Origin of the sequence: Rhizobium sp. BK491 (assembly GCF_014194925.1) — a bacterium.
Lineage (GTDB): Bacteria > Pseudomonadota > Alphaproteobacteria > Rhizobiales > Rhizobiaceae > Rhizobium.
This window is the reverse complement of record NZ_JACIAR010000001.1, coordinates 363,664-382,693: the sequence shown is the minus strand read 5'-3', so window position 1 is coordinate 382,693 and position 19,030 is coordinate 363,664. Positions and strand designations below refer to the sequence as shown.

The window sequence follows — 19,030 nt, the reverse complement described above, 5'->3', positions numbered from 1 at the left end:
TGCAAAAATCCTATTCTGCGGCCTCGGCGTAGGATTCCAGCGGCGGGCAGGTGCAGATCAGGTTCCGGTCGCCGTAGACGTTGTCGATGCGGTTTACCGGAGACCAGTACTTGTCCACGCGGAAGGCGCCGGGCGGGAAGCAGGCCTGTTCGCGCGAATAGGGGCGATCCCATTCGCCGACGAGGTCTTCCACCGTGTGCGGTGCGTTCTTCAGCGGGTTGTTGGTCTTGTCCATCCGGCCGTCTTCGATGGCGCGGGCTTCCTCGCGGATCGCCAGCATCGCCTCGCAGAAGCGGTCGAGTTCGGCCTTCGTTTCCGATTCGGTCGGCTCGATCATCAGCGTGCCGGCAACCGGCCAGCTCATGGTCGGGGCATGGAAGCCGCAATCGATCAGGCGCTTGGCGACATCGTCGACCGTCACGCCGGCGCTTGCGGCCAGCGGGCGGGTGTCGATGATGCATTCGTGTGCCACACGTCCATCCTTGGACTTGTAGAGCACGTCGTACGCGCCCTTCAATCGCGTGGCGATGTAGTTGGCGTTGAGAATCGCCACCTTCGTCGCCTGTGTTAGGCCTTCGCCGCCCATCATCAGGCAGTAGCTCCAGGAGATCGGCAGAATGGAGGCCGAACCGAAGGCGGCCGCCGAGACCGCTCCGCTGCGGCCGTCCGTTTCCGGATGGCCGGGCAGGTGGGGTGCCAGATGCGCCTTGACGCCGATCGGGCCCATGCCGGGACCGCCGCCGCCATGCGGGATGCAGAAGGTCTTGTGCAGGTTGAGGTGGCTGACATCGGAGCCGATATCGCCGGGTCGAGAGAGACCGACCATGGCGTTCATGTTCGCGCCATCGAGATAGACCTGACCGCCATGCTTGTGAACGAGATCACAGATCTCCTTCACCGTCTCCTCGAAGACGCCGTGCGTCGAAGGGTAGGTGATCATGCAGCAGGAGAGGTTGTCGGCATGTTGCTCGGTCTTGGTGCGGAAATCGGCCATGTCGATATCGCCATCGTCGCTGACTTTCACGACCACGACCTTCATGCCCGCCATCTGTGCCGAGGCGGGGTTGGTGCCGTGCGCGGAGGTCGGGATGAGGCAGATGTCGCGGTGACCTTGGCCATTGGCAATGTGATAGTTGCGGATGGTCAGCAGGCCGGCATATTCGCCCTGCGCGCCGGAGTTCGGCTGCATGGAGAAGGCGTCATAGCCTGTCACGGCGCAGAGCTTATCCGTCAGATCATCGATCATTTCGCGGTAGCCGAGCGCCTGATCGGCCGGGACGAATGGGTGGATATCCGAAAATTCCGGCCAGGTGATTGGCAGCATTTCCGCCGTCGCGTTCAGCTTCATGGTGCAGGAGCCGAGCGGGATCATCGAGCGGTCGAGCGCCAGGTCGCGGTCCGAAAGACGACGAATGTAACGCGTCATCTCGCTTTCGGCACGGTTCATGTGGAAGATCGGATGTGTGAGGTATTCGCTGGTGCGCAGCAGAGTCTTCGGCAGGCGGTAGGACGGCTCGAAATCGGCGATGCGGAAATCGCCGCCGAAAGCGCGCCAGACGGCTTCGACCGTTGCCGGGCGCGTGCGCTCGTCCAGGCTGATGCCGATCTTGGTTTCACCAACCTTGCGCAGGTTGACGCCTTCGGCGACGGCTGCACGCAGGATCAGACCCTGCATGTGGCCGACTTCGACGGTGATCGTGTCGAAGAAGGTTTCAGGCTCAACGATGTAGCCGAGCTTTTCCAGTCCCTTGGCCAACAGCACGGCCTTCTGGTGAACCTGCTGGGCGATTGCCTTCAAGCCCTGCGGACCGTGGAAGACCGCATACATGGAGGCCATGACGGCGAGCAGCACCTGGGCGGTGCAGATGTTCGACGTCGCCTTTTCGCGACGGATATGCTGTTCGCGGGTCTGCAGCGACAGGCGATAGGCGCGATTGCCGCGTGCATCGACCGAGACGCCGACGAGACGGCCGGGCATGGAGCGCTTGTAGTCGTCCTTGACAGCCATAAACGCCGCATGAGGCCCACCATAGCCAACCGGAACGCCGAAACGCTGCGAGGAGCCGATGGCGATATCCGCACCCATTTCGCCCGGGGATTTCAGCAGGGTCAGTGCCAGGAGATCGGTCGCCATGACGGCGATGGCGCCGGTCTGGTGCAGGCGGGCGATCAGGCCACTGAAATCGTTGATGTGGCCGTGCGTGCCCGGATACTGGAAGATTGCGCCGAAGACGTCGACCGGATCGAGATCGGTGAAGGGATTACCGACGATGACGGTCCAGCCGAGCGGCTCGGCGCGCGTCCTGATCAGCGCTATGGTCTGTGGGTGGCATTCGGCATCGACGAAGAAGGCCCTTGCCTTCGATTTTGCGACACGTTCCGCCATCGCCATACCTTCGGCCGCGGCGGTCGCTTCATCGAGCAGCGAGGCGTTGGCAACATCGAGACCGGTGAGGTCGCTAATCATCGTCTGGTAGTTCAGCAGTGCCTCGAGGCGGCCCTGGCTGATCTCAGGCTGGTATGGCGTATAGGCGGTGTACCAGGCGGGATTTTCCAGGATGTTGCGCTGGATGACCGGCGGCGTGATCGTACCGTAATAGCCCTGGCCGATCAGCGAAACGAGAACCTTGTTCTTGTTGGCGGTCTCGCGCAGACGGTCGAGCGCCTCGCGCTCCGTCATCGCTGCGCCCCAGGCGAGCGGCGCCTTCTGGCGGATCGCCGGCGGCAACGTCGCGTCGATCAGGCCGTCGAGGCTCTTATAGCCGATCACCTTGAGCATATCGGCCATCTCCGACGGAGACGGGCCGATATGGCGGCGGTTGGCGAAATCGTATGGCTGGTAGTCGGTGAAGGTGAATTCCGTAGGCGTCGCCATTATCCGATCAGCTCCTTGTAACCGGATTCATCAAGAAGACCATCGAGATCGCCGACGTTCTTCAGCTTCAGCTTGAAGAACCAGCCAGCACCCATCGGGTCGGAGTTGACGAGGGCCGGATCGGCGGTGATGGCTTCGTTGATTTCCGTGATTTCCCCGTCGAGCGGACAATAGACTTCGGAGGCTGCCTTGACGGATTCGACGGTTGCCGCGTCAGCTCCCTTGGAGAAGCTGGCACCGACCTCGGGCAATTCCACAAACACGAGATCGCCGAGCTGTTCGGCCGCGTGGGCCGTGATGCCCACGATTGCGACATCGCCTTCGACCTTCAGCCACTCATGTTCTTCGGTGAATTTCAGCATGGATAATCCTCTGGAAAAGACGTTCAGCGTTTGTAGGTTGGTTTGATGAAAGGCAGGGCGCTGACGACGGCTGGCAGATATTTGCCGCGCACTTCAGCGTAAACGGTGGTGCCGAGAGTGGTGAATTCGGCCGGCACGTAGCCCATGGCGACCGGGCCTTCGACGCTCGGACCGAAACCGCCCGACGTGACTTCACCGATCTCCATCTTGCCTTCGGCATCGGCATATAGCTTGGCATGGCCGCGCACCGGCGCCTTGCCATCAGGCTTCAGGCCGACACGGCGGCGCGTGGCGCCGCCATCGAGTTCGCCGAGGATGCGGGTTGCACCAGGGAAGCCGCCAGCGCGGACACCGCCGGTCTTGCGGGCCTTCTGGATCGCCCATTCGAGCGCGGCTTCGATCGGCGTGGTCGTCTGGTCGATATCGTTGCCATAAAGGCAAAGGCCGGCTTCGAGCCGGAGCGAGTCACGGGCGCCGAGGCCGATCGGCTGGACGTCGGGATGTTCCAGCAGCCGCTTGGCGATATCCTCGGCCTTATCGGCCGGGACGGAGATTTCGAAACCGTCTTCGCCGCTATAGCCGGAGCGCGAGACGAGGCAGGAGACATCGTGGAGGCGACAATGCCGAACATCCATGAATTTCATATAGGCGATATCGGCCCAGAGTTCGGCAAGCACGTCGACGGCGTGCGGGCCTTGAAGGGCAATGAGTGCGCGATCAAGTAATGTGACTTCGCAGCTATCGCCGATATGATCTTGAAGATGCTTGAAATCCTGCTCTTTGCAAGCGGCATTCACGACGACAAAAAGATAGTCGTCCATGTGGGCGATCATCAGATCGTCAAGAATGCCGCCCTTGTCGTCGGTGAAGAAGCCATAGCGCTGGCGATTTTCAGCAAGGCCGACAATATCGACGGGCACCAGGCTCTCCAGTGCCAGCGCGGCATCCTCATATTTGCCGGAACGAGCGCGGATCGTCACCTGACCCATATGCGACACGTCGAACAGGCCGGCGGAGGATCTGGTCCAAAGGTGTTCCTTCAGAACGCCCGGCGCATATTGAACCGGCATATCGTAGCCCGCGAACGGCACCATGCGGGCGCCGAGGGACACATGCAGGGCATGAAGGGGGGTGGTCTTGAGGGCAGCGGTCTCGTCCAAATGACGCCTCCGGGTTTTGCGCTCGTTTCGAAGCGCAGAGCTCACAATTTCGGCGCGGTTGCGCCTGACGATGAGCCCCCTCTGTCTGTTTGCCTGAGATTGTTATCCCTTCGGCGAACGCTTGCGCGCTTCTCTCCAGAGTTCCGTCTGCCCCTTGCTGGTCCTTTGGCCTGAGAGTTTCCGGGGCGGTTGCTCCTTCGGCACCGGCTCGCACCGGATTCTCCCAACAAGGTTGACAGCCATTATCCGGTCTCGGCGAAAGATGGCAAGGGGCAAATGTCGTCGCTGAACAAATTTTTGTCGCGCCGATCAATCCTGCGTTTCCTAATGAATACGGGCCTTTGCAACAGAGATGGGAGAGGCTATCCCTTCTGCACGATTGAGGAGCCGGGCAGGAGACAAAGATGAACCGCAACTACGCAGCCGCATTGCTGATGTCCATTGGCGCATTTTCGCTTTCCGTTGTCGGAGCGATGGCTGAGGACAGTGGCGCGATGAAATCCATGCCAGGCATGCACATGGATGCAGGTGCGGCGCCTTCCGGCTCGGCGACTGCCAAGCTTGGCGATCTCGATATCAGCGGTGGTTACGTTCATGCCATGCTTCCTGGCCAGCCGGTCGGTGGCGGTTACATCACCATTCACAATACCGGCAAGACAGACGACAAGCTGACCTCCGTGACTTCCTCAGCCGCCGGCAAGGTGGAGTTGCATGAGATGAAGATGGAAGGCGAGATTATGAAGATGCGCGAGGTGAAGGGCGGCATCGCCATTCCCGCCGGCGCGACCGTGACACTCGCGCCGAATACGATGCACATGATGTTCAAGCAGGTGAAGATGCCCTTCAAGCAGGGTGGCACGGTGCCCGTGATGCTGATGTTCGACAAGGCTGGTATGGTCGACATTAATCTTCCCGTCGTCTCGGCCAAGGGAAACTGAGCCAGAAAATCATTCGACGTTACAATTCCGGTTTCCACTTTTCCTCGAAATGCTCTAAAGCCACGTCAAAAGGCCGGGAAATCTCCGGCCGCGGGGCTGATGCCCTGTCGTTTGAATTTGCATGATCCGCCGAACGCAGGTTTGGCAACGCTTGGGACATGCCGCGGTATTTGAAAGAAGAAGAATGGCCGGGATTGAGCATATTAAGGTCGAGCCTGACGAGGCCGGCATGCGCCTGGACCGCTGGTTCAAGGTGCATTTTCCGGGTCTCGGCTTTGGGCAATTGCAGAAGCTGATGCGCTCCGGACAGGTACGTGTCGATGGCGGCCGCGTGAAGACGGATGCGCGCGTGCAGCCGGGGCAGATGGTGCGCGTGCCGCCGCTCGATGTCGATGCAAAGGCACTGAAGAGCGGCCCGATCGCGGGCAACGACCTCAAACATTCCGGCGACGCCGAGCTTCTTGCGCGCATGCTGCTGCATGAAGACGATAAGGTCTATGTGCTGAACAAGCCGGCTGGCCTCGCGGTACAGGGCGGTTCCGGCCTTACGCGCCATATCGACAAGATGCTGGAGGCGTGGACGAGCAAGAAGGGCGAGAAGCCGCGCCTGGTGCACCGTCTCGACCGAGATACGTCCGGCGTGCTCGTCGTTGCCCGCACTCGCGGCGCAGCGCAGAAGCTGACGGCGGCCTTTCGCGAGCGCGACACCAAGAAGACCTATTGGTCGCTGGTCAAGGGGGTGCCTCGCAAACATGAGGACAAGATTTCCACCTGGCTGGTGAAGGAAGCAACGCCGGATGGCGACCGCATGCGCATCGCCAAGCATGGCGAGGAGGGCGCGGATCATGCCATCTCCTACTACCGCGTGCTCGAAACGGCTGCTCAGAGCCTCGCCTGGCTGGAAATGGAGCCCTATACCGGCCGTACCCACCAGCTGCGTGTCCACGCGCTGCATATGGGCCATCCGATCATCGGCGACCCCAAATATTTCGATGACGATCCGAACTGGGATTTTCCGGGCGGTGTCCAGAAGCGCCTGCATCTGCATGCGCGTCATATCGATATTCCGCATCCGAGCGGCGGGCGTCTGCGCGTCACCGCGCCTTTGCCGCCCCATATGGTTCAGACTTGGAACCTTCTCGGTTTCGATATGGAATCGGCAGGGGAGCCGGACGACGAATGAAGCTGGTCCTATTCGATTGTGACGGCACGCTGGTCGACAGCGCGCGGCTGATCCATGAGGTTATGGCGCGAACCTTCGTGGCCTTCGGCTATAAGCGTCCCGATGTTTCTGCGACGAAATCGATCATCGGCCTGACGCTCGATATCGCCATTGCCCGCCTCCAGGGCAAGCCGCATGTCGACGACGAAGCGATCGCAATGACGGCGCATTACAAGTCGATCTTTCCGGAGGTGCGAGACGAGGCCGACATGCAGACGCCGCTCTTCGACGGCATCAAGCCGCTGGTCGAGACGCTGGCGGCCCGCGATGAACTGCTGATCGGCGCAGTGACGGGTAAATCCCGCCGCGGCTTGACCCATATCCTTGAGGTCAACGACTTTACGCCCTATTTCATTGTCTCGCGCACCGCCGACGACTGCCCGTCCAAGCCGCATCCGGCGATGGTCACGGAATGCTGCGACGAGACCGGCATGGATCCGCACGACACGATCGTGATCGGCGATGCCATCTATGACATGCAGATGGCAAAAGCGGCCGGTGCGACTGCCATCGGCGTTGCCTGGGGTTATGCTTCGGTTGAGGAGTTGCTGGCAGCAGGCGCCGATGCCATCGCCCACCATCCGAACGATATATTGAGCCATATTCTCTGAGGTGACGCCATGCGCGACCTGTTGAACGATCTTTCCGAAGGTCTCAGCCATCCCGATCCGATCCGCCGCGCGCAGATCCAGATGAAGAAGCCGCTGCCCAAGCGCTTCTACAAGGATGTGACGATCAGCGCGGACGAGGGCAGTCACGCCATCGCTCTGGATGGCAAGGTGGTGAAGACGCCGGCGCGGCACTCCCTGGCCCTGCCGACAGAAGCACTTGCCAGACTGGTGGCCGGAGAATGGGCGCGTCAGGTTGACGTGATCGATCCCGCGACCATGCCGATAACACGCCTCGTCAATACCGCCATCGATGGCGTTGCGACGGAGAGCCAGGCCGTATTCGACGAAATCGTCCGCTTCTCCGGCAGCGATCTGCTTTGCTACCGCGCCGACGGTCCCGAGCGGCTCGTCGAGCGGCAGTCGGAGCGCTGGAATCCGGTGATCGAATGGGCAGCGCGCGACCTAGGCGCCCGCTTCATCCTAGCCGAAGGCGTCATGCACCAGGAACAGCCTAAAGAGGCTATCGCGGCCTTCGCCGCTGCTTTGCGCGAGTTTGACACACCGATGGAGCTCGCGAGCTTGCACACGATCACGACGCTGACTGGTTCGGCGATCCTGGCGCTGGCCTTTGCGAAAGGTTTCCTGCCGCTTGCCGAGGTTTGGTCGCTCGCTCATCTCGACGAGGATTGGACGATTGAGCATTGGGGCAGCGACGAAGAAGCCGAGCAGCGTCGTGCACAACGTTTTGAGGAGTTTCAGGCCGCAGCCGCGGTTTTTTCCGCGCTTCGCAGTTGAATATTGTTGATTTCCAGTCCTTTATATCGATCTGCATATCTTGCAAATTCGAAAGTCGGGGCAGGGATCATGTTGTTGTGGAGGCCGAGAGCCATACCGGCGCTCGTGGGAAGTCTGGCATTGGCCGCTTGCTCGAGCTGGTCCGTGGATCCTCCGCCTCCAACCTATGCCGTGCGCAGCGCAACCGTTATAGCCGATCAGGCACTGCCGCCGGTGTCGCCGGCATTGGTTGCAGCCGTCAATGATCGCGTCAACGCCGCGATCGCCGCCACGAGCTTCGGTCCGCAATTGCCACAGGTTGCCATCACCGTCCGACTGAGCGACGTCCGCAAGGCGCGCGGCTTCAATCGCGACCGCAGCAGCGCCAAGATCAATATCGATGCTGCGGCAGCCGATGGCGGCGCTGTGATTGCCATGGCATCGTTCGAGACCAGAACTGTCGCTCCTGATCCTGCCACCGCAGATGAGCTGATGGCGGAAGACATTGCCGCGCGGGTTCGTTCCATCTTTTCGCTGAACACACCGCGGCTCGCAAACTAAGCCAACAGCTTCAAACAGGGCTCGCGCCATGCTAAGCCCGAGCGATGATGGAGAGAGGGCCGCATGAAGGAAATCCTGCAGGAACTGGAACGCCGTCGCGAGATTGCAAGGCTCGGCGGCGGGCAGGTGCGCATCGACGCCCAGCACGCCCGCGGCAAGCTGACGGCTCGTGAGCGCATCGATATCTTCCTCGACGAAGGCTCTTTCGAAGAGTTCGATATGTTCGTCGAGCATCGCTCGACCGATTTCGGCATGGACAAGAGCAAGATTGCCGGCGACGGCGTCGTGACCGGCTGGGGCACGGTCAACGGACGAACCGTGTTCATTTTTGCCAAGGATTTCACAGTCTTCGGCGGGTCTCTTTCGGAAGCACATGCGGAAAAGATCACCAAGGTGCAGGATATGGCGCTGAAGAACCGGGCACCGATCATCGGGATCTATGACGCCGGCGGCGCCCGCATTCAGGAGGGCGTGGCCGCGCTCGGCGGCTATGCCGAGGTGTTTCAGCGCAACGTGCTAGCCTCCGGCGTCATCCCGCAGATTTCCGTCATCATGGGCCCCTGCGCCGGCGGTGACGTCTATTCTCCGGCCATGACCGACTTCATCTTCATGGTGCGGGACACCTCCTACATGTTCGTCACCGGGCCGGATGTGGTGAAGACCGTTACCAACGAGACCGTGACATCCGAGCAGCTCGGCGGTGCCTCCGTGCATACGACGAAATCCTCGATTGCGGATGCCGCCTACGACAATGATGTCGACACGCTCCTGCAGGTGCGCCGTCTCATCGATTTCCTGCCGCAGTCGAACACGGCCGCGGTGCCGGAGATCGAGTGCTATCAGTCTGTGGCGCAACCGGATAATTCGCTCGATACGCTGATCCCGGCGAATGCCAACAAGCCCTACGACATCAAGGAGCTGATCCTGAAGGTGGCGGACGAGGGCGATTTCTTCGAGATCCAGGAAAGCTTTGCCAAGAACATCGTCTGTGGCTTCGGCCGCATCGAGGGCGCCACGGTCGGCTTCGTCGCCAATCAGCCGATGGTGCTAGCCGGCGTACTCGACAGCGACGCGTCGCGGAAGGCGGCTCGTTTCGTGCGTTTCTGCGATTGCTTCAATATCCCGATCGTCACCTTCGTCGACGTGCCGGGCTTCCTACCGGGAACGGCACAGGAATACGGCGGCCTGATTAAGCACGGCGCCAAGCTGCTCTTTGCCTATGCCGAAGCGACCGTACCGAAACTGACGGTCATCACCCGCAAGGCCTTCGGCGGCGCCTATGACGTCATGGCCTCGAAACATCTGCGCGGTGACCTAAACTACGCCTGGCCGACGGCGCAGATCGCCGTCATGGGCGCCAAGGGCGCCGTCGAGATCATCTTCCGCAAGGATATTGCCGATCCGGAGAAGATCGCGGCCCACACCAAGATGTACGAAGACCGTTTCCTGTCGCCCTTCGTTGCCGCAGAGCGCGGTTACATCGACGAGGTGATCATGCCGCGCTCGACCCGGCGCCGGCTGGCCCAGGGTCTCAGAATGTTGCGCAACAAGGATCTGACCAATCCCTGGAAGAAGCACGACAACATCCCGCTTTGAGTCCGTGACAACACGTCACGGATATCACACGGAAAATTGATCCGACGTCAGAAGCCGTGTTTTCACGTTCCCGGTCGTGCGCTCTATTGCTTCCTTGTGGGGGAGTTAAAACTGGAGTTTAACATGGCGCTTTCCGATCGGCTGAATCAATATCAGCCCTTTGCTCTTACTGTCTTGCGCGTCGTCACCGGCGTACTCTTCATCGAACACGGCTTGCAGAAGCTGTTTGGCTTTCCGCTCGGCGGTCAGTTCCCAAGCCCGCTGCCGACCTTGCTTCTGGTTCAGGGTATCCTTGAAGTTGTCGGTGGATTGGCAACGATCGTGGGCTTCTTTACCCGTCCGGTCGCGTTCATTCTGTGCGGCAACATGGCTGTCGCCTATTTCATGGCGCATTATCCGAAGAATTTCTTCCCGGCCAACAACGGCGGTGACGCGGCGATCCTCTATTGCTTCGTCTTCCTGTTCCTGATCTTCGCCGGCCCGGGCCTGCTGGCGATCGACAACAACAAGAAGTAAGTAACCGGACTCTTCGTCGGGCTCGGTTGAATTGCCGGGTCCGGCGAATAAATTCGTCTCTCGCGTGTTTACTCCGTTATCAGCGAAGCGAGAGCACTTTTGACAGGATCTCCTTCGCATCCCCTATCGAACGGAGATCCTCATGTCATTTCCCGAGCACTTGTCGCCTTATCAGCCCGCCGCCCTCGCCATTTTGCGAATCATAACTGCACTGCTGTTCATCGAGCACGGTACGCAAAAGGTCTTCGGCTTTCCGCCGGCGCCTTACGCAATCACGACGCTGTTCTTCGTGGCGGGAATTATTGAACTTGTCGGCGGCATCCTTATCCTGCTTGGGCTTTTCACCCGACCGATCGCCTTTCTTCTGAGCGGTGAAATGGCGATAGCCTACTTCATGGTGCATATGCAGATCGACTTCTTCCCGGCCAACAATCAGGGAGACGGAGCCATCCTGTTCTGCTTCATCTTCCTGTTTCTGGTGTTCGCCGGTCCGGGAAGCTGGGCGCTGGGCAATCGCCAGCGCCGGTCGCAGCCCGTCAGGCCGCAAGCTTGAGGCCGGCAATGCCGGCCACGATCAGGCCGATGCAGGCGAGGCGTACCAGCGTCGCGGGGTCGCCGAGCAGCCATATGCCCAGCAGCACAGTGCCGACCGTGCCTATGCCAGTCCACACGGCGTAGGCCGTGCCCATGGGCAGGGTTTTTACCGCAAGGCCAAGTAGCGCGATGCTGATGACCATGGAAATGACGGTGAGAATCGTCGGCGTCAGCCGCGTGAAGCCATCGGTATATTTCAGGCCGACTGCCCAGCCGATTTCAAACAGACCTGCAAGGAAAAGCAGGAACCAAGCCATTTTACGCTCCTTTGTTAAGAGCGAGGCCGTCCCCGCGGATTCTTACGGCCGGTCAATCGGGAGCGGCCGCCGCAGTCGTCTGCGCGTTTTCTATATGCCGCCGTTACCGGAGTCTTTCAAGCGTTTGAGTGCATGGCTGCCATGCCACCCGTTTCACGCTAGCCGTTCGGCGTGCCATTTGAGGTGATCGTCCATGAAGCTGGAAATGAAGTAATAAGAGTGGTCGTAGCGCTCGTGCATGCGCAGCGCCAGGCTGATATCGGTGCCCTTAATGGCTTCCTCGAACAGCCAGGGGCGCAGTCCGCTTTCAAGGAAGCTGTCCGCCTTGCCCTGATCGATCAGGAATTCGGGGAAGCGGGCGCCGTCTTCGACAAGCGCACAGGCGTCGTAGCGGCGCCAAGCGGCCTTGTCGCTGCCCAAATATTTCTCCAGCGCAGGGGCGGACCAATCGGCTGTCGACGGCTGTACGATGGGAGCAAAAGCGGAGCAGCTCTTGAAGCGGTCCGGGTTCTTCAACGCAATCGTCATGGCGCCATGGCCGCCCATAGAATGGCCAAAGATGCCTTGGCGGCTCATGTCGGCGCGGAATTGCCTGGCGATGAGAGCGGGCAGTTCCTCGGTGATGTAGCTGTACATCTGATAGTTTTCGGCCCAGGGCGTCTCGGTGGCGTCGAGGTAGAAGCCGGCGCCTTTGCCCATCTGCCAATTGGTCAGCTCATCCGGCACGTCATTGCCGCGCGGGCTGGTGTCCGGGCAGACGATGATGAGGCCAAGTTCGGTGGCCATGCGGCGATATTCGCCCTTTTCCATGACATTGGCGTGGGTGCAGGTGAGGCCGGAGAGATACCAGAGGACGGGCCGAGGCTCCTTGATCGCCTGGGGTGGCACGAAGACGGCGAAGGTCATCTCGCTTTTGCAGGCGTCGGACTCATGCGAGAAGACACCCTGCATGCCGCCGAAGGCGGTGTTCTGGGAAATGATATTCACGGCTGGCCTCCAGGCGTTTGATTGGTTTTTGAACGCCGGCAGAGCCGGTCGAAAGTTTCGAGAAAGGCGGAGCGGTCGCGCGGCGAGAAGGCGGCGTTATAGCCCTTGCTCTCACCGGTTTCGCGAAGATGTGCGCCGAGGTCCCGCATGGCGGTCGCCATGCCGATATTGGTCTTATCGAAGATGCGGCCGGTTGGTCCCGTCACAAGCGCACCGGTCGCAACGCAACGGCCCGCGAGCGGCACGTCGGCGGTGACGACGATGTCGCCAGCACCTGCGTGTTCGGCGATCCAGTTGTCGGCGGCATCGAAGGCATTGGAGACGATGACGTTGTGCACCATCGGGTCCCGCGACGGGCGCAATCCCGAATTGGCGACGAAGGTCACCTCGATGCCGTGGCGTTCAGCAACCTTCAGGATCTCAGGCTTGACCGGGCAGGCGTCGGCATCGACATAAATCATGATATCAAATCTTTTCAGCTATATGCGGCGCTTTTCTCATGCGCCGCATACATCTTGCCGAGTGGGTGGCTTTTACCGTCAATACAGCACGACGCTACGGATGCTCTCACCCGAATGCATGAGTTCAAAACCCTTGTTGATGTCGTCGAGCGGCATGGTGTGGGTGATCATCGGATCGATCTCGATCTTGCCCTCCATGTACCAGTCGACGATCTTCGGAACATCGGTGCGGCCACGCGCGCCGCCGAAGGCCGTCCCCATCCACGAGCGGCCCGTCACCAGCTGGAACGGACGCGTCGAGATCTCCTGGCCGGCGCCGGCAACGCCGATGACCACGGACTTGCCCCAGCCGCGATGGCTGGCTTCCAGCGCCTGGCGCATCACCTTGGTGTTGCCGGTGCAGTCGAAGGTATAGTCGGCACCGCCGATCTGGTCGGCCCCGCGCTTCGTCATGTTGACGAGATAGGGCACGATGTCGTCGCCGACTTCCTTCGGATTGACGAAATGCGTCATGCCGAAGCGCTCGCCCCAGGCCTTCTTGTCATTGTTGAGATCGACACCGATGATCATGTCGGCACCGGCAAGCCTCAAGCCCTGGATGACATTGAGGCCGATGCCGCCGAGACCGAAGACGATAGCGGTTGCGCCCATCTCCACCTTGGCGGTGTTGATGACCGCACCGATGCCTGTGGTCACGCCGCAGCCGATATAGCAGATCTTGTCGAAGGGAGCGTCGGGATTGACCTTGGCGACGGCAATCTCCGGCAGCACGGTATAATTGGCGAAGGTCGAGCAGCCCATATAGTGATGGATCTTGTCCTTGCCGATCGAGAAGCGCGAGGTGCCGTCCGGCATCAGACCCTGGCCCTGGGTCGAGCGGATCGCGGTGCACAGATTGGTCTTGCGGGAAAGGCAGGACGGGCATTCGCGGCATTCGGGGGTGTAGAGCGGAATGACGTGATCGCCCTTCCTGACCGAGGTGACGCCAGGTCCGACATCGACGACGATGCCGGCACCCTCATGGCCGAGGATCGCCGGAAACAGGCCTTCCGGATCGGCGCCCGACAGCGTGAAATCATCGGTATGGCAGATGCCAGTCGCCTTGACCTCGATCAGCACTTCGCCGGCTCTCGGCCCCTCAAGCTGAACCGTCATCACCTCAAGCGGCTTGCCAGCCGCAACCGCGACCGCTGCTCTTACGTCCATGATCTCGTCCCTTCCTGCAATGATTTGGTCCGCGCGACATTGGCATGGGCACACGGGGCGGCTCAAGCCAAAATCAGACACTTAGCGTCGCAATTATCATGTTTTAGCCGAGCAATCGCCACGCAGCTCTTTCCACATGGCTGCGATGGCGAAGCTTCTCGATCAGGTGAATTCCATGATCACGGCGTCGACGGCGAGGCTTTCGCCCGGCTTGGCGTTGATCTTGCCGATGACCAGATCGCGTTCGGCTCGCAGGACATTTTCCATCTTCATCGCTTCGACGATAGCCAGCGTTTCGCCTGCCTTGACTTCCTGTCCCTCGGTGACGGCAATAGCGACGACCAAGCCCGGCATGGGGCAGAGCAGGAGCTTCGACGTATCCGGCGGCAATTTGACGGGCATCAGCTTGTTGAGTTCAGCCTGACGCGGTGTAAACACCCTGGTCCGGACGGAAATACCCTGCCAATCGATGCGCAGACCATTGAGCACGGTGCGGATCTGGGCTGTCAGCTTGCGGTCGCCGACGGTGCCGGCCCATACGGAATCGCCGGGACGCCAGTCGGTTGCGACGGTTACGGTTTGGGTGCCGATCTGCATGTCCATCTCGAAGGGAATGGTCGCCACGCCTTCAAGCAACGTCACAGGCAGATAGTTAGCACCAAGCTTGACAACCCAGCTCTCCCGCAGCGGCGCGGCGGCTGGACGCAAGCGGTCGGCATAGCGCTCGCGGCGGTTGGATTCGATCAGGCTGCAGGAAAGGGCGATTGCCGACAGCAAAGCGGTTTGGTCTTCGTCCGGCGTCACCGGTGCGAAGCCATCAGGGTATTCCTCGGCAATGAAGCCCGTGGAGAGGCGGCCTTCGCGCCAGCGCGGATGCTTCATTAGCGCGGAGAGGAATGGCATATTGTGCTCGATGCCGTCGACGACAAAACCATCCAGGGCTTCGCCCATCGCTTCGATCGCTTCTAATCTTGTCGGAGCCCAGGTGCAGAGCTTGGCGATCATAGGATCGTAATACATGGAGATTTCGGCGCCTTCGAAGACGCCGGTATCGTTGCGCACGACCGATGTCTCCGTTCTGCCTTCGCGCGGCGGACGATAGCGCGTCAGGCGGCCGATCGAGGGCAGGAAGTTGCGATAGGGATCTTCCGCATAAAGGCGGCTTTCGATGGCCCAGCCGTTGAGCCCGATATCCGCCTGCTTGAACGGCAGTTTCTCGCCGGCGGCGACGCGGATCATCTGTTCGACAAGATCGATGCCGGTCACCAGCTCCGTGACTGGATGTTCGACCTGCAGGCGGGTGTTCATTTCGAGGAAATAGAAATTCCGGTCGCGATCGACGATGAATTCGACCGTGCCGGCACTTTGGTAATCGACGGCCTTGGCAAGCGCTACGGACTGTTCGCCCATGGCTTTGCGCGTTGCCTCATCAAGGAACGGCGACGGTGCCTCTTCGACGACCTTCTGGTTTCGGCGCTGGATCGAGCATTCGCGCTCGCCGAGATAGACGGCATTTCCGTGAGCGTCGGCCAATACCTGGATTTCAATATGTCGGGGGTCGACGACGAATTTCTCGATGAAGACGCGGTCGTCGCCGAAAGAGCTTTTCGCTTCCGAGCGGGCGCGTTCAAAGCCGTCGCGAACCTCGTCCTTGCTCCAGGCGATACGCATGCCCTTGCCGCCGCCGCCGGCGGACGCCTTGATCATGACAGGATAGCCGATCTCAGCGGCGATTCTTTCGGCATGATCGGCATCATCGATGATGCCGAGATGGCCCGGAACGGTGGAAACCTTGGCCGCATTGGCGAATTTCTTCGATTCGATCTTGTCGCCCATGGCTTCAATCGCCTTCGGCTTCGGGCCGATGAAGACGATGCCTTCCTTCTCCAGTGCCGCACAGAAGGAGGCGCGCTCTGAGAGGAAGCCGTAGCCTGGATGGACTGCTTCCGCGCCGGTCTGCTTGCACGCAGCGATGATCTTGTCGGCGACAAGATAGCTTTCGGCAGCGGGAGCGGGGCCGATATGGACTGATTCATCCGCCATTTCGACATGAAGAGCATCCCGATCAGCATCGGAATAGACGGCGACCGTGAGAATGCCCATGCGGCGCGCAGTCTTGATCACGCGGCAGGCAATCTCGCCGCGATTGGCGATCAGGATTTTCTTGAACATGCAATCTCCGCCCAAATACTCTATTCAGTCAGTGTTTTAGCCATAAATTGCTTACCTGGTCCATGCGCAACATGTCCGCGCTTACGTCGTTTTTTCCAAACTCGACTGCATACGCTCCCGCCAGATGATGAAGAGGCCGGAGCCGACGATAATGGCAATGCCGATCCACTTGGAAAGATTAGGAAAATCGCCGAAGATCGCGTAGCCGAGAACGGTGGCGGAAATGATCTCAAAATACTGGAATGGAGCAAGCAGCGAAAGCGGCGCCAGCCGGAAGGCTCTGACGACGAGCATATGGGCGTAGCCTGAAATCGAACCGAGAATCAGCAGAAGCACCAGTCCGAGCACCGAGGCGGGCAGGGACGGCTCGAAATCCGTAATGCCGGCTGACGAGCCGGCAAGCAGAGCCAAGGCCATGAATATGGTGCCGCCGAGACCCGCCATGATCTGCATCGTCAACGGCGAATCCGCCTCACCGACGGCACGGTTCATGAAGAGATAGAGCGCATAAAGGAAGGCGCATGCGACCGGCAGCAGCGCCTTCAGTCCGAAGATCGCGAAACTCGGCTGAATGACGATCATTGCGCCGCCGAAGCCGATAACGATTGCCAGCCATCGCCGCCAACCGACCCTATCGCCAAGGAACAAGGCAGAAAGCGCCGTCAGCATAAAGGGTTCGACGAAATAGATCGCGAAAACATCGGCAAGCGGCATGTATTTGACCGCGGCGAAAAAGAGTAGGCTCGCGGCGCCATGCAGTGCACCGCGTAAAAGGTTCATCCATGGGCGCTTCGCCGAAAAGGCTGACCGCCCGGCTGCGGTCGCAAGAAGCGGCAGCATGCACACAAGCTGAAAGAAGAAGCGATAGAATGTCACCTGGCCCGGCGACATGCCTTCAAAACTCGCCATGTACTTGGCGATCGCATCCATCGTCGGCAGCAGGATCATGGCGCTTGCCATGATCGTCATGCCTCTAAGCGGATTTTGCTGCGTGGAAACGGGGGAAGAGACGAGCATGCGTCAACTTCAAACATAGGACAAACATGCAATCAAGACGCGCTTGAAAGTAGGTTGCAAGATGCGGTGGCAGCCATCCGCAAATGCCGTACTTTTCCAAATGGGACAGATCTCCCTGGCGAGATGACGCCCTTAGACCTATCTGGAGCTTTGGAACCGGCTAAAACATGACTGCGCGGCGAAAAATTGCCGGCGCGACCAGGAAAGGGATCGCACCGATGTTCAAACCAGAACAAGAGACGACCGTTTTTTCGGATGAAGGCGGCGATACGCTTGGCGGACGCCTGTCCATGGCTCGCGATGCCGCGGGAATCAGCCTCGAAACGCTGGCCGGACAGCTTGGCGTCAGCGAGGAGACGATGCTCGCGTGGGAATCCGATCGCGCCGAACCCAACCCCTCCGCGCTGGCCAAGATGTCAGCTCTTTTCGATGTTTCACCGGCATGGTTGATGACCGGATCGGGTGACGGACCCGGAGAGGACAGCGATGAGCGCGCCCTGGAAGCAGTCAAGAACGAGCTATCGCGGCTGCGCACCGCCTATCAGGAGGTCGGTCGGCTGATAGAGACGACAACAAAGCAGCTCGAACGTCTCGACCATCAGATCAGGCTGCGCAATCTGAGCAAGGATGTGGCGCATTGAGCGCGGCTTCCCTCGACGTGGCGCGGGCCTAAGTACTTTTAGCTTAATCGGGCAATCGTATCGTCGAGGGTGTCGATCGCGAGCTGCTCGCGGGCGATCATGTCGTCAAGATCGATGACTTCTCCGATCTGTTTCGCGTCAATGCCCTGCGTCTTCATCGCCAGCAGTTCGTTGCGATGGGCGATCTTTTCGCCTCTGATTTTGATAAGCTTCAAGCGAAAATCATCATTCATTTCCAATCCCTCCGTTTGGAATGAAGTGTCGCCATTTCCGGACTGCCATCGTTCCCCAGCTCGTCTCGTAGGCTTCAATCTCAGTCGTGTCCACGGCCGCGATAGGTGGTAGGAACGCCGGCTTTCTCGTGGCATTGCGCTAGGGTTTCCAGCCATTCCGCCAACCCTTCCGGGACTTTGGCATTTCCAGCTTCCAGCGCCTCTACCCATGACAGGTCACATTGCAGAGCGCTCGCCAGATTGATGGGCGTCCAGCGTATATGCAAAAGGCATTCTGAAAAGCGCTCTGGTGTCATGCATCTTCCCCCTGTCTGAAGAGTTTCACGGTGCCAGAGAGGGGCGCGAAGTCAAGTGACCAGGGAAATACGACGGCTGTTCCGGCCCATCAGGGGAGGCGAACTACCTCTCGGCATGAATCTCGCGAGTAACTTGTGTTGGAAACGGGGGCAGCATCGCAATATTCCCCGACGCTTTGATCGGTTCGCGTGTCGTCAGCGGGCGGACGATGGCGTGTGAGATAATGTGGTACTAAAGAAAGCGTTAGCTACGCATTGTTTTAAAAACAAAAAACCCGGCCAAAGCCGGGTTCTTGGTGCGGTCGAGAAGACTCGAACTTCCACGGGTTGCCCCACAGCGACCTCAACGCTGCGCGTCTACCAATTCCGCCACGACCGCATCGTGGTAGGCCGGATTGCTCCGGCGCGGCTGCATGTAGCAAAAGCATTCGGGGGGCACAAGAGCGATATGTCAGTTTTTTTAAATTCCTTCACAGCTCCTCCGATCTGACATGTGCGAATGCTGCCGAAACGCCTTACATGTTTGAATTCCCGCTCGAATGGCGCCATAT

General features: G+C 59.9%; 20 protein-coding genes, 1 tRNA gene and 2 riboswitches. Of the genes, 9 read left to right on the top strand and 12 right to left on the bottom strand.

The annotated features are described in order from the left end of the window. Positions 1–10: 10 nt before the first annotated feature. From gcvP to gcvT, 3 genes are read right to left on the bottom strand one after another with little or no spacing between them, the layout of a single operon-like run. Positions 11–2,875 (bottom strand): aminomethyl-transferring glycine dehydrogenase, encoded by a 2,865-nt coding sequence (gene gcvP / locus FHX05_RS01995; RefSeq protein WP_183870517.1) that lies wholly within the window; start codon positions 2,873–2,875, stop codon positions 11–13. Beyond that, positions 2,875–3,237 (bottom strand): glycine cleavage system protein GcvH, encoded by a 363-nt coding sequence (gcvH, locus tag FHX05_RS01990; RefSeq protein ID WP_112334775.1) that lies wholly within the window; start codon positions 3,235–3,237, stop codon positions 2,875–2,877. Before gcvH ends, gcvP begins: the two co-directional genes overlap by 1 nt. A 23-nt stretch (positions 3,238–3,260) precedes the next feature. After that, the gene (gcvT, locus tag FHX05_RS01985) at positions 3,261–4,397 is read right to left on the bottom strand and encodes a glycine cleavage system aminomethyltransferase GcvT (RefSeq protein ID WP_183870516.1); all 1,137 of its coding nucleotides are present in this window, start codon (positions 4,395–4,397) and stop codon (positions 3,261–3,263) included. Between the two features lie 71 nt (positions 4,398–4,468). Then, a riboswitch (glycine riboswitch) is annotated at positions 4,469–4,546 on the bottom strand. A 3-nt stretch (positions 4,547–4,549) separates the two neighbouring features. Beyond that, positions 4,550–4,633: riboswitch (glycine riboswitch) on the bottom strand. Between the two features lie 168 nt (positions 4,634–4,801). Here gcvT and FHX05_RS01980 point away from each other — a divergent pair. The 8 genes from FHX05_RS01980 to FHX05_RS01945 all read left to right on the top strand — a co-directional run bounded on the left by FHX05_RS01980 (position 4,802) and on the right by FHX05_RS01945 (position 11,168). Continuing rightward, entirely contained in the window at positions 4,802–5,335 is a 534-nt protein-coding gene (locus FHX05_RS01980) for a copper chaperone PCu(A)C (RefSeq protein WP_183870515.1), read from the top strand. A 184-nt stretch (positions 5,336–5,519) separates the two neighbouring features. After that, positions 5,520–6,518 carry an RluA family pseudouridine synthase gene (locus tag FHX05_RS01975; protein ID WP_112334778.1) on the top strand — a complete coding sequence of 333 codons (999 nt, stop codon included), beginning with the start codon at positions 5,520–5,522 and terminating at the stop codon, positions 6,516–6,518. After that, positions 6,515–7,168 carry an HAD-IA family hydrolase gene (locus FHX05_RS01970; RefSeq protein ID WP_183870514.1) on the top strand — a complete coding sequence of 218 codons (654 nt, stop codon included), beginning with the start codon at positions 6,515–6,517 and terminating at the stop codon, positions 7,166–7,168. The genes FHX05_RS01975 and FHX05_RS01970 overlap by 4 nt, the downstream gene beginning before the upstream one ends. 9 nt (positions 7,169–7,177) lie before the next feature. Then, on the top strand, positions 7,178–7,963 hold the full coding sequence (locus FHX05_RS01965) for an ATP12 family chaperone protein (protein WP_112334780.1): 786 nt from the start codon (positions 7,178–7,180) through the stop codon (positions 7,961–7,963). Positions 7,964–8,107: 144 nt separating this feature from the next. Continuing rightward, positions 8,108–8,503, top strand: a complete 396-nt coding sequence (locus tag FHX05_RS01960) for a hypothetical protein (protein WP_310232425.1) — start codon at positions 8,108–8,110, stop codon at positions 8,501–8,503. 63 nt (positions 8,504–8,566) lie between these two features. After that, positions 8,567–10,099, top strand: a complete 1,533-nt coding sequence (locus tag FHX05_RS01955) for an acyl-CoA carboxylase subunit beta (protein ID WP_112334782.1) — start codon at positions 8,567–8,569, stop codon at positions 10,097–10,099. Between the two features lie 123 nt (positions 10,100–10,222). Beyond that, positions 10,223–10,615 (top strand): DoxX family protein, encoded by a 393-nt coding sequence (locus FHX05_RS01950; protein ID WP_112411947.1) that lies wholly within the window; start codon positions 10,223–10,225, stop codon positions 10,613–10,615. Between the two features lie 142 nt (positions 10,616–10,757). Then, on the top strand, positions 10,758–11,168 hold the full coding sequence (locus tag FHX05_RS01945) for a DoxX family protein (RefSeq protein ID WP_112420487.1): 411 nt from the start codon (positions 10,758–10,760) through the stop codon (positions 11,166–11,168). Here the strand turns inward: FHX05_RS01945 and sugE are convergent. The 6 genes from sugE to FHX05_RS01915 all read right to left on the bottom strand — a co-directional run bounded on the left by sugE (position 11,152) and on the right by FHX05_RS01915 (position 17,309). Further along, positions 11,152–11,466, bottom strand: coding sequence for a quaternary ammonium compound efflux SMR transporter SugE (gene sugE / locus FHX05_RS01940; protein WP_112334785.1), 315 nt, complete (start codon positions 11,464–11,466; stop codon positions 11,152–11,154). The two genes, FHX05_RS01945 and sugE, sit on opposite strands and share 17 nt — an antisense overlap. 153 nt (positions 11,467–11,619) lie before the next feature. Then, complete coding sequence (gene fghA, locus FHX05_RS01935) at positions 11,620–12,453, bottom strand: S-formylglutathione hydrolase (protein WP_183870513.1); 834 nt, start codon at positions 12,451–12,453, stop codon at positions 11,620–11,622. Continuing rightward, positions 12,450–12,914 (bottom strand): YaiI/YqxD family protein, encoded by a 465-nt coding sequence (locus tag FHX05_RS01930; RefSeq protein WP_112606485.1) that lies wholly within the window; start codon positions 12,912–12,914, stop codon positions 12,450–12,452. The genes fghA and FHX05_RS01930 overlap by 4 nt, the downstream gene beginning before the upstream one ends. 78 nt (positions 12,915–12,992) lie before the next feature. Continuing rightward, positions 12,993–14,120 (bottom strand): S-(hydroxymethyl)glutathione dehydrogenase/class III alcohol dehydrogenase, encoded by a 1,128-nt coding sequence (locus FHX05_RS01925; protein WP_112413749.1) that lies wholly within the window; start codon positions 14,118–14,120, stop codon positions 12,993–12,995. Positions 14,121–14,282: 162 nt separating this feature from the next. Beyond that, positions 14,283–16,292, bottom strand: a complete 2,010-nt coding sequence (locus FHX05_RS01920) for an acetyl/propionyl/methylcrotonyl-CoA carboxylase subunit alpha (RefSeq protein WP_183870512.1) — start codon at positions 16,290–16,292, stop codon at positions 14,283–14,285. A gap of 81 nt (positions 16,293–16,373) precedes the next feature. Further along, positions 16,374–17,309 (bottom strand): DMT family transporter, encoded by a 936-nt coding sequence (locus tag FHX05_RS01915; RefSeq protein WP_183870511.1) that lies wholly within the window; start codon positions 17,307–17,309, stop codon positions 16,374–16,376. Between the two features lie 218 nt (positions 17,310–17,527). Here FHX05_RS01915 and FHX05_RS01910 point away from each other — a divergent pair, with 218 nt between their 5' ends. Further along, entirely contained in the window at positions 17,528–17,950 is a 423-nt protein-coding gene (locus FHX05_RS01910; protein WP_112339000.1) for a helix-turn-helix transcriptional regulator, read from the top strand. 38 nt (positions 17,951–17,988) lie between these two features. On the opposite strand, the gene FHX05_RS01905 is transcribed toward FHX05_RS01910, so the two are convergent. The 3 genes from FHX05_RS01905 to FHX05_RS01895 all read right to left on the bottom strand — a co-directional run bounded on the left by FHX05_RS01905 (position 17,989) and on the right by FHX05_RS01895 (position 18,858). Continuing rightward, positions 17,989–18,183: a hypothetical protein gene (locus tag FHX05_RS01905; protein WP_112338999.1), complete on the bottom strand. Its 195-nt coding sequence runs from the start codon at positions 18,181–18,183 to the stop codon at positions 17,989–17,991. An 80-nt stretch (positions 18,184–18,263) separates the two neighbouring features. Next, a complete protein-coding gene (locus FHX05_RS01900) occupies positions 18,264–18,479 on the bottom strand; it encodes a hypothetical protein (protein WP_015339986.1) in 216 nt (71 codons plus the stop codon). Positions 18,480–18,773: 294 nt separating this feature from the next. Beyond that, positions 18,774–18,858: transfer RNA gene (locus FHX05_RS01895), tRNA-Leu, on the bottom strand. Between the last annotated feature and the right edge of the window lie 172 nt (positions 18,859–19,030).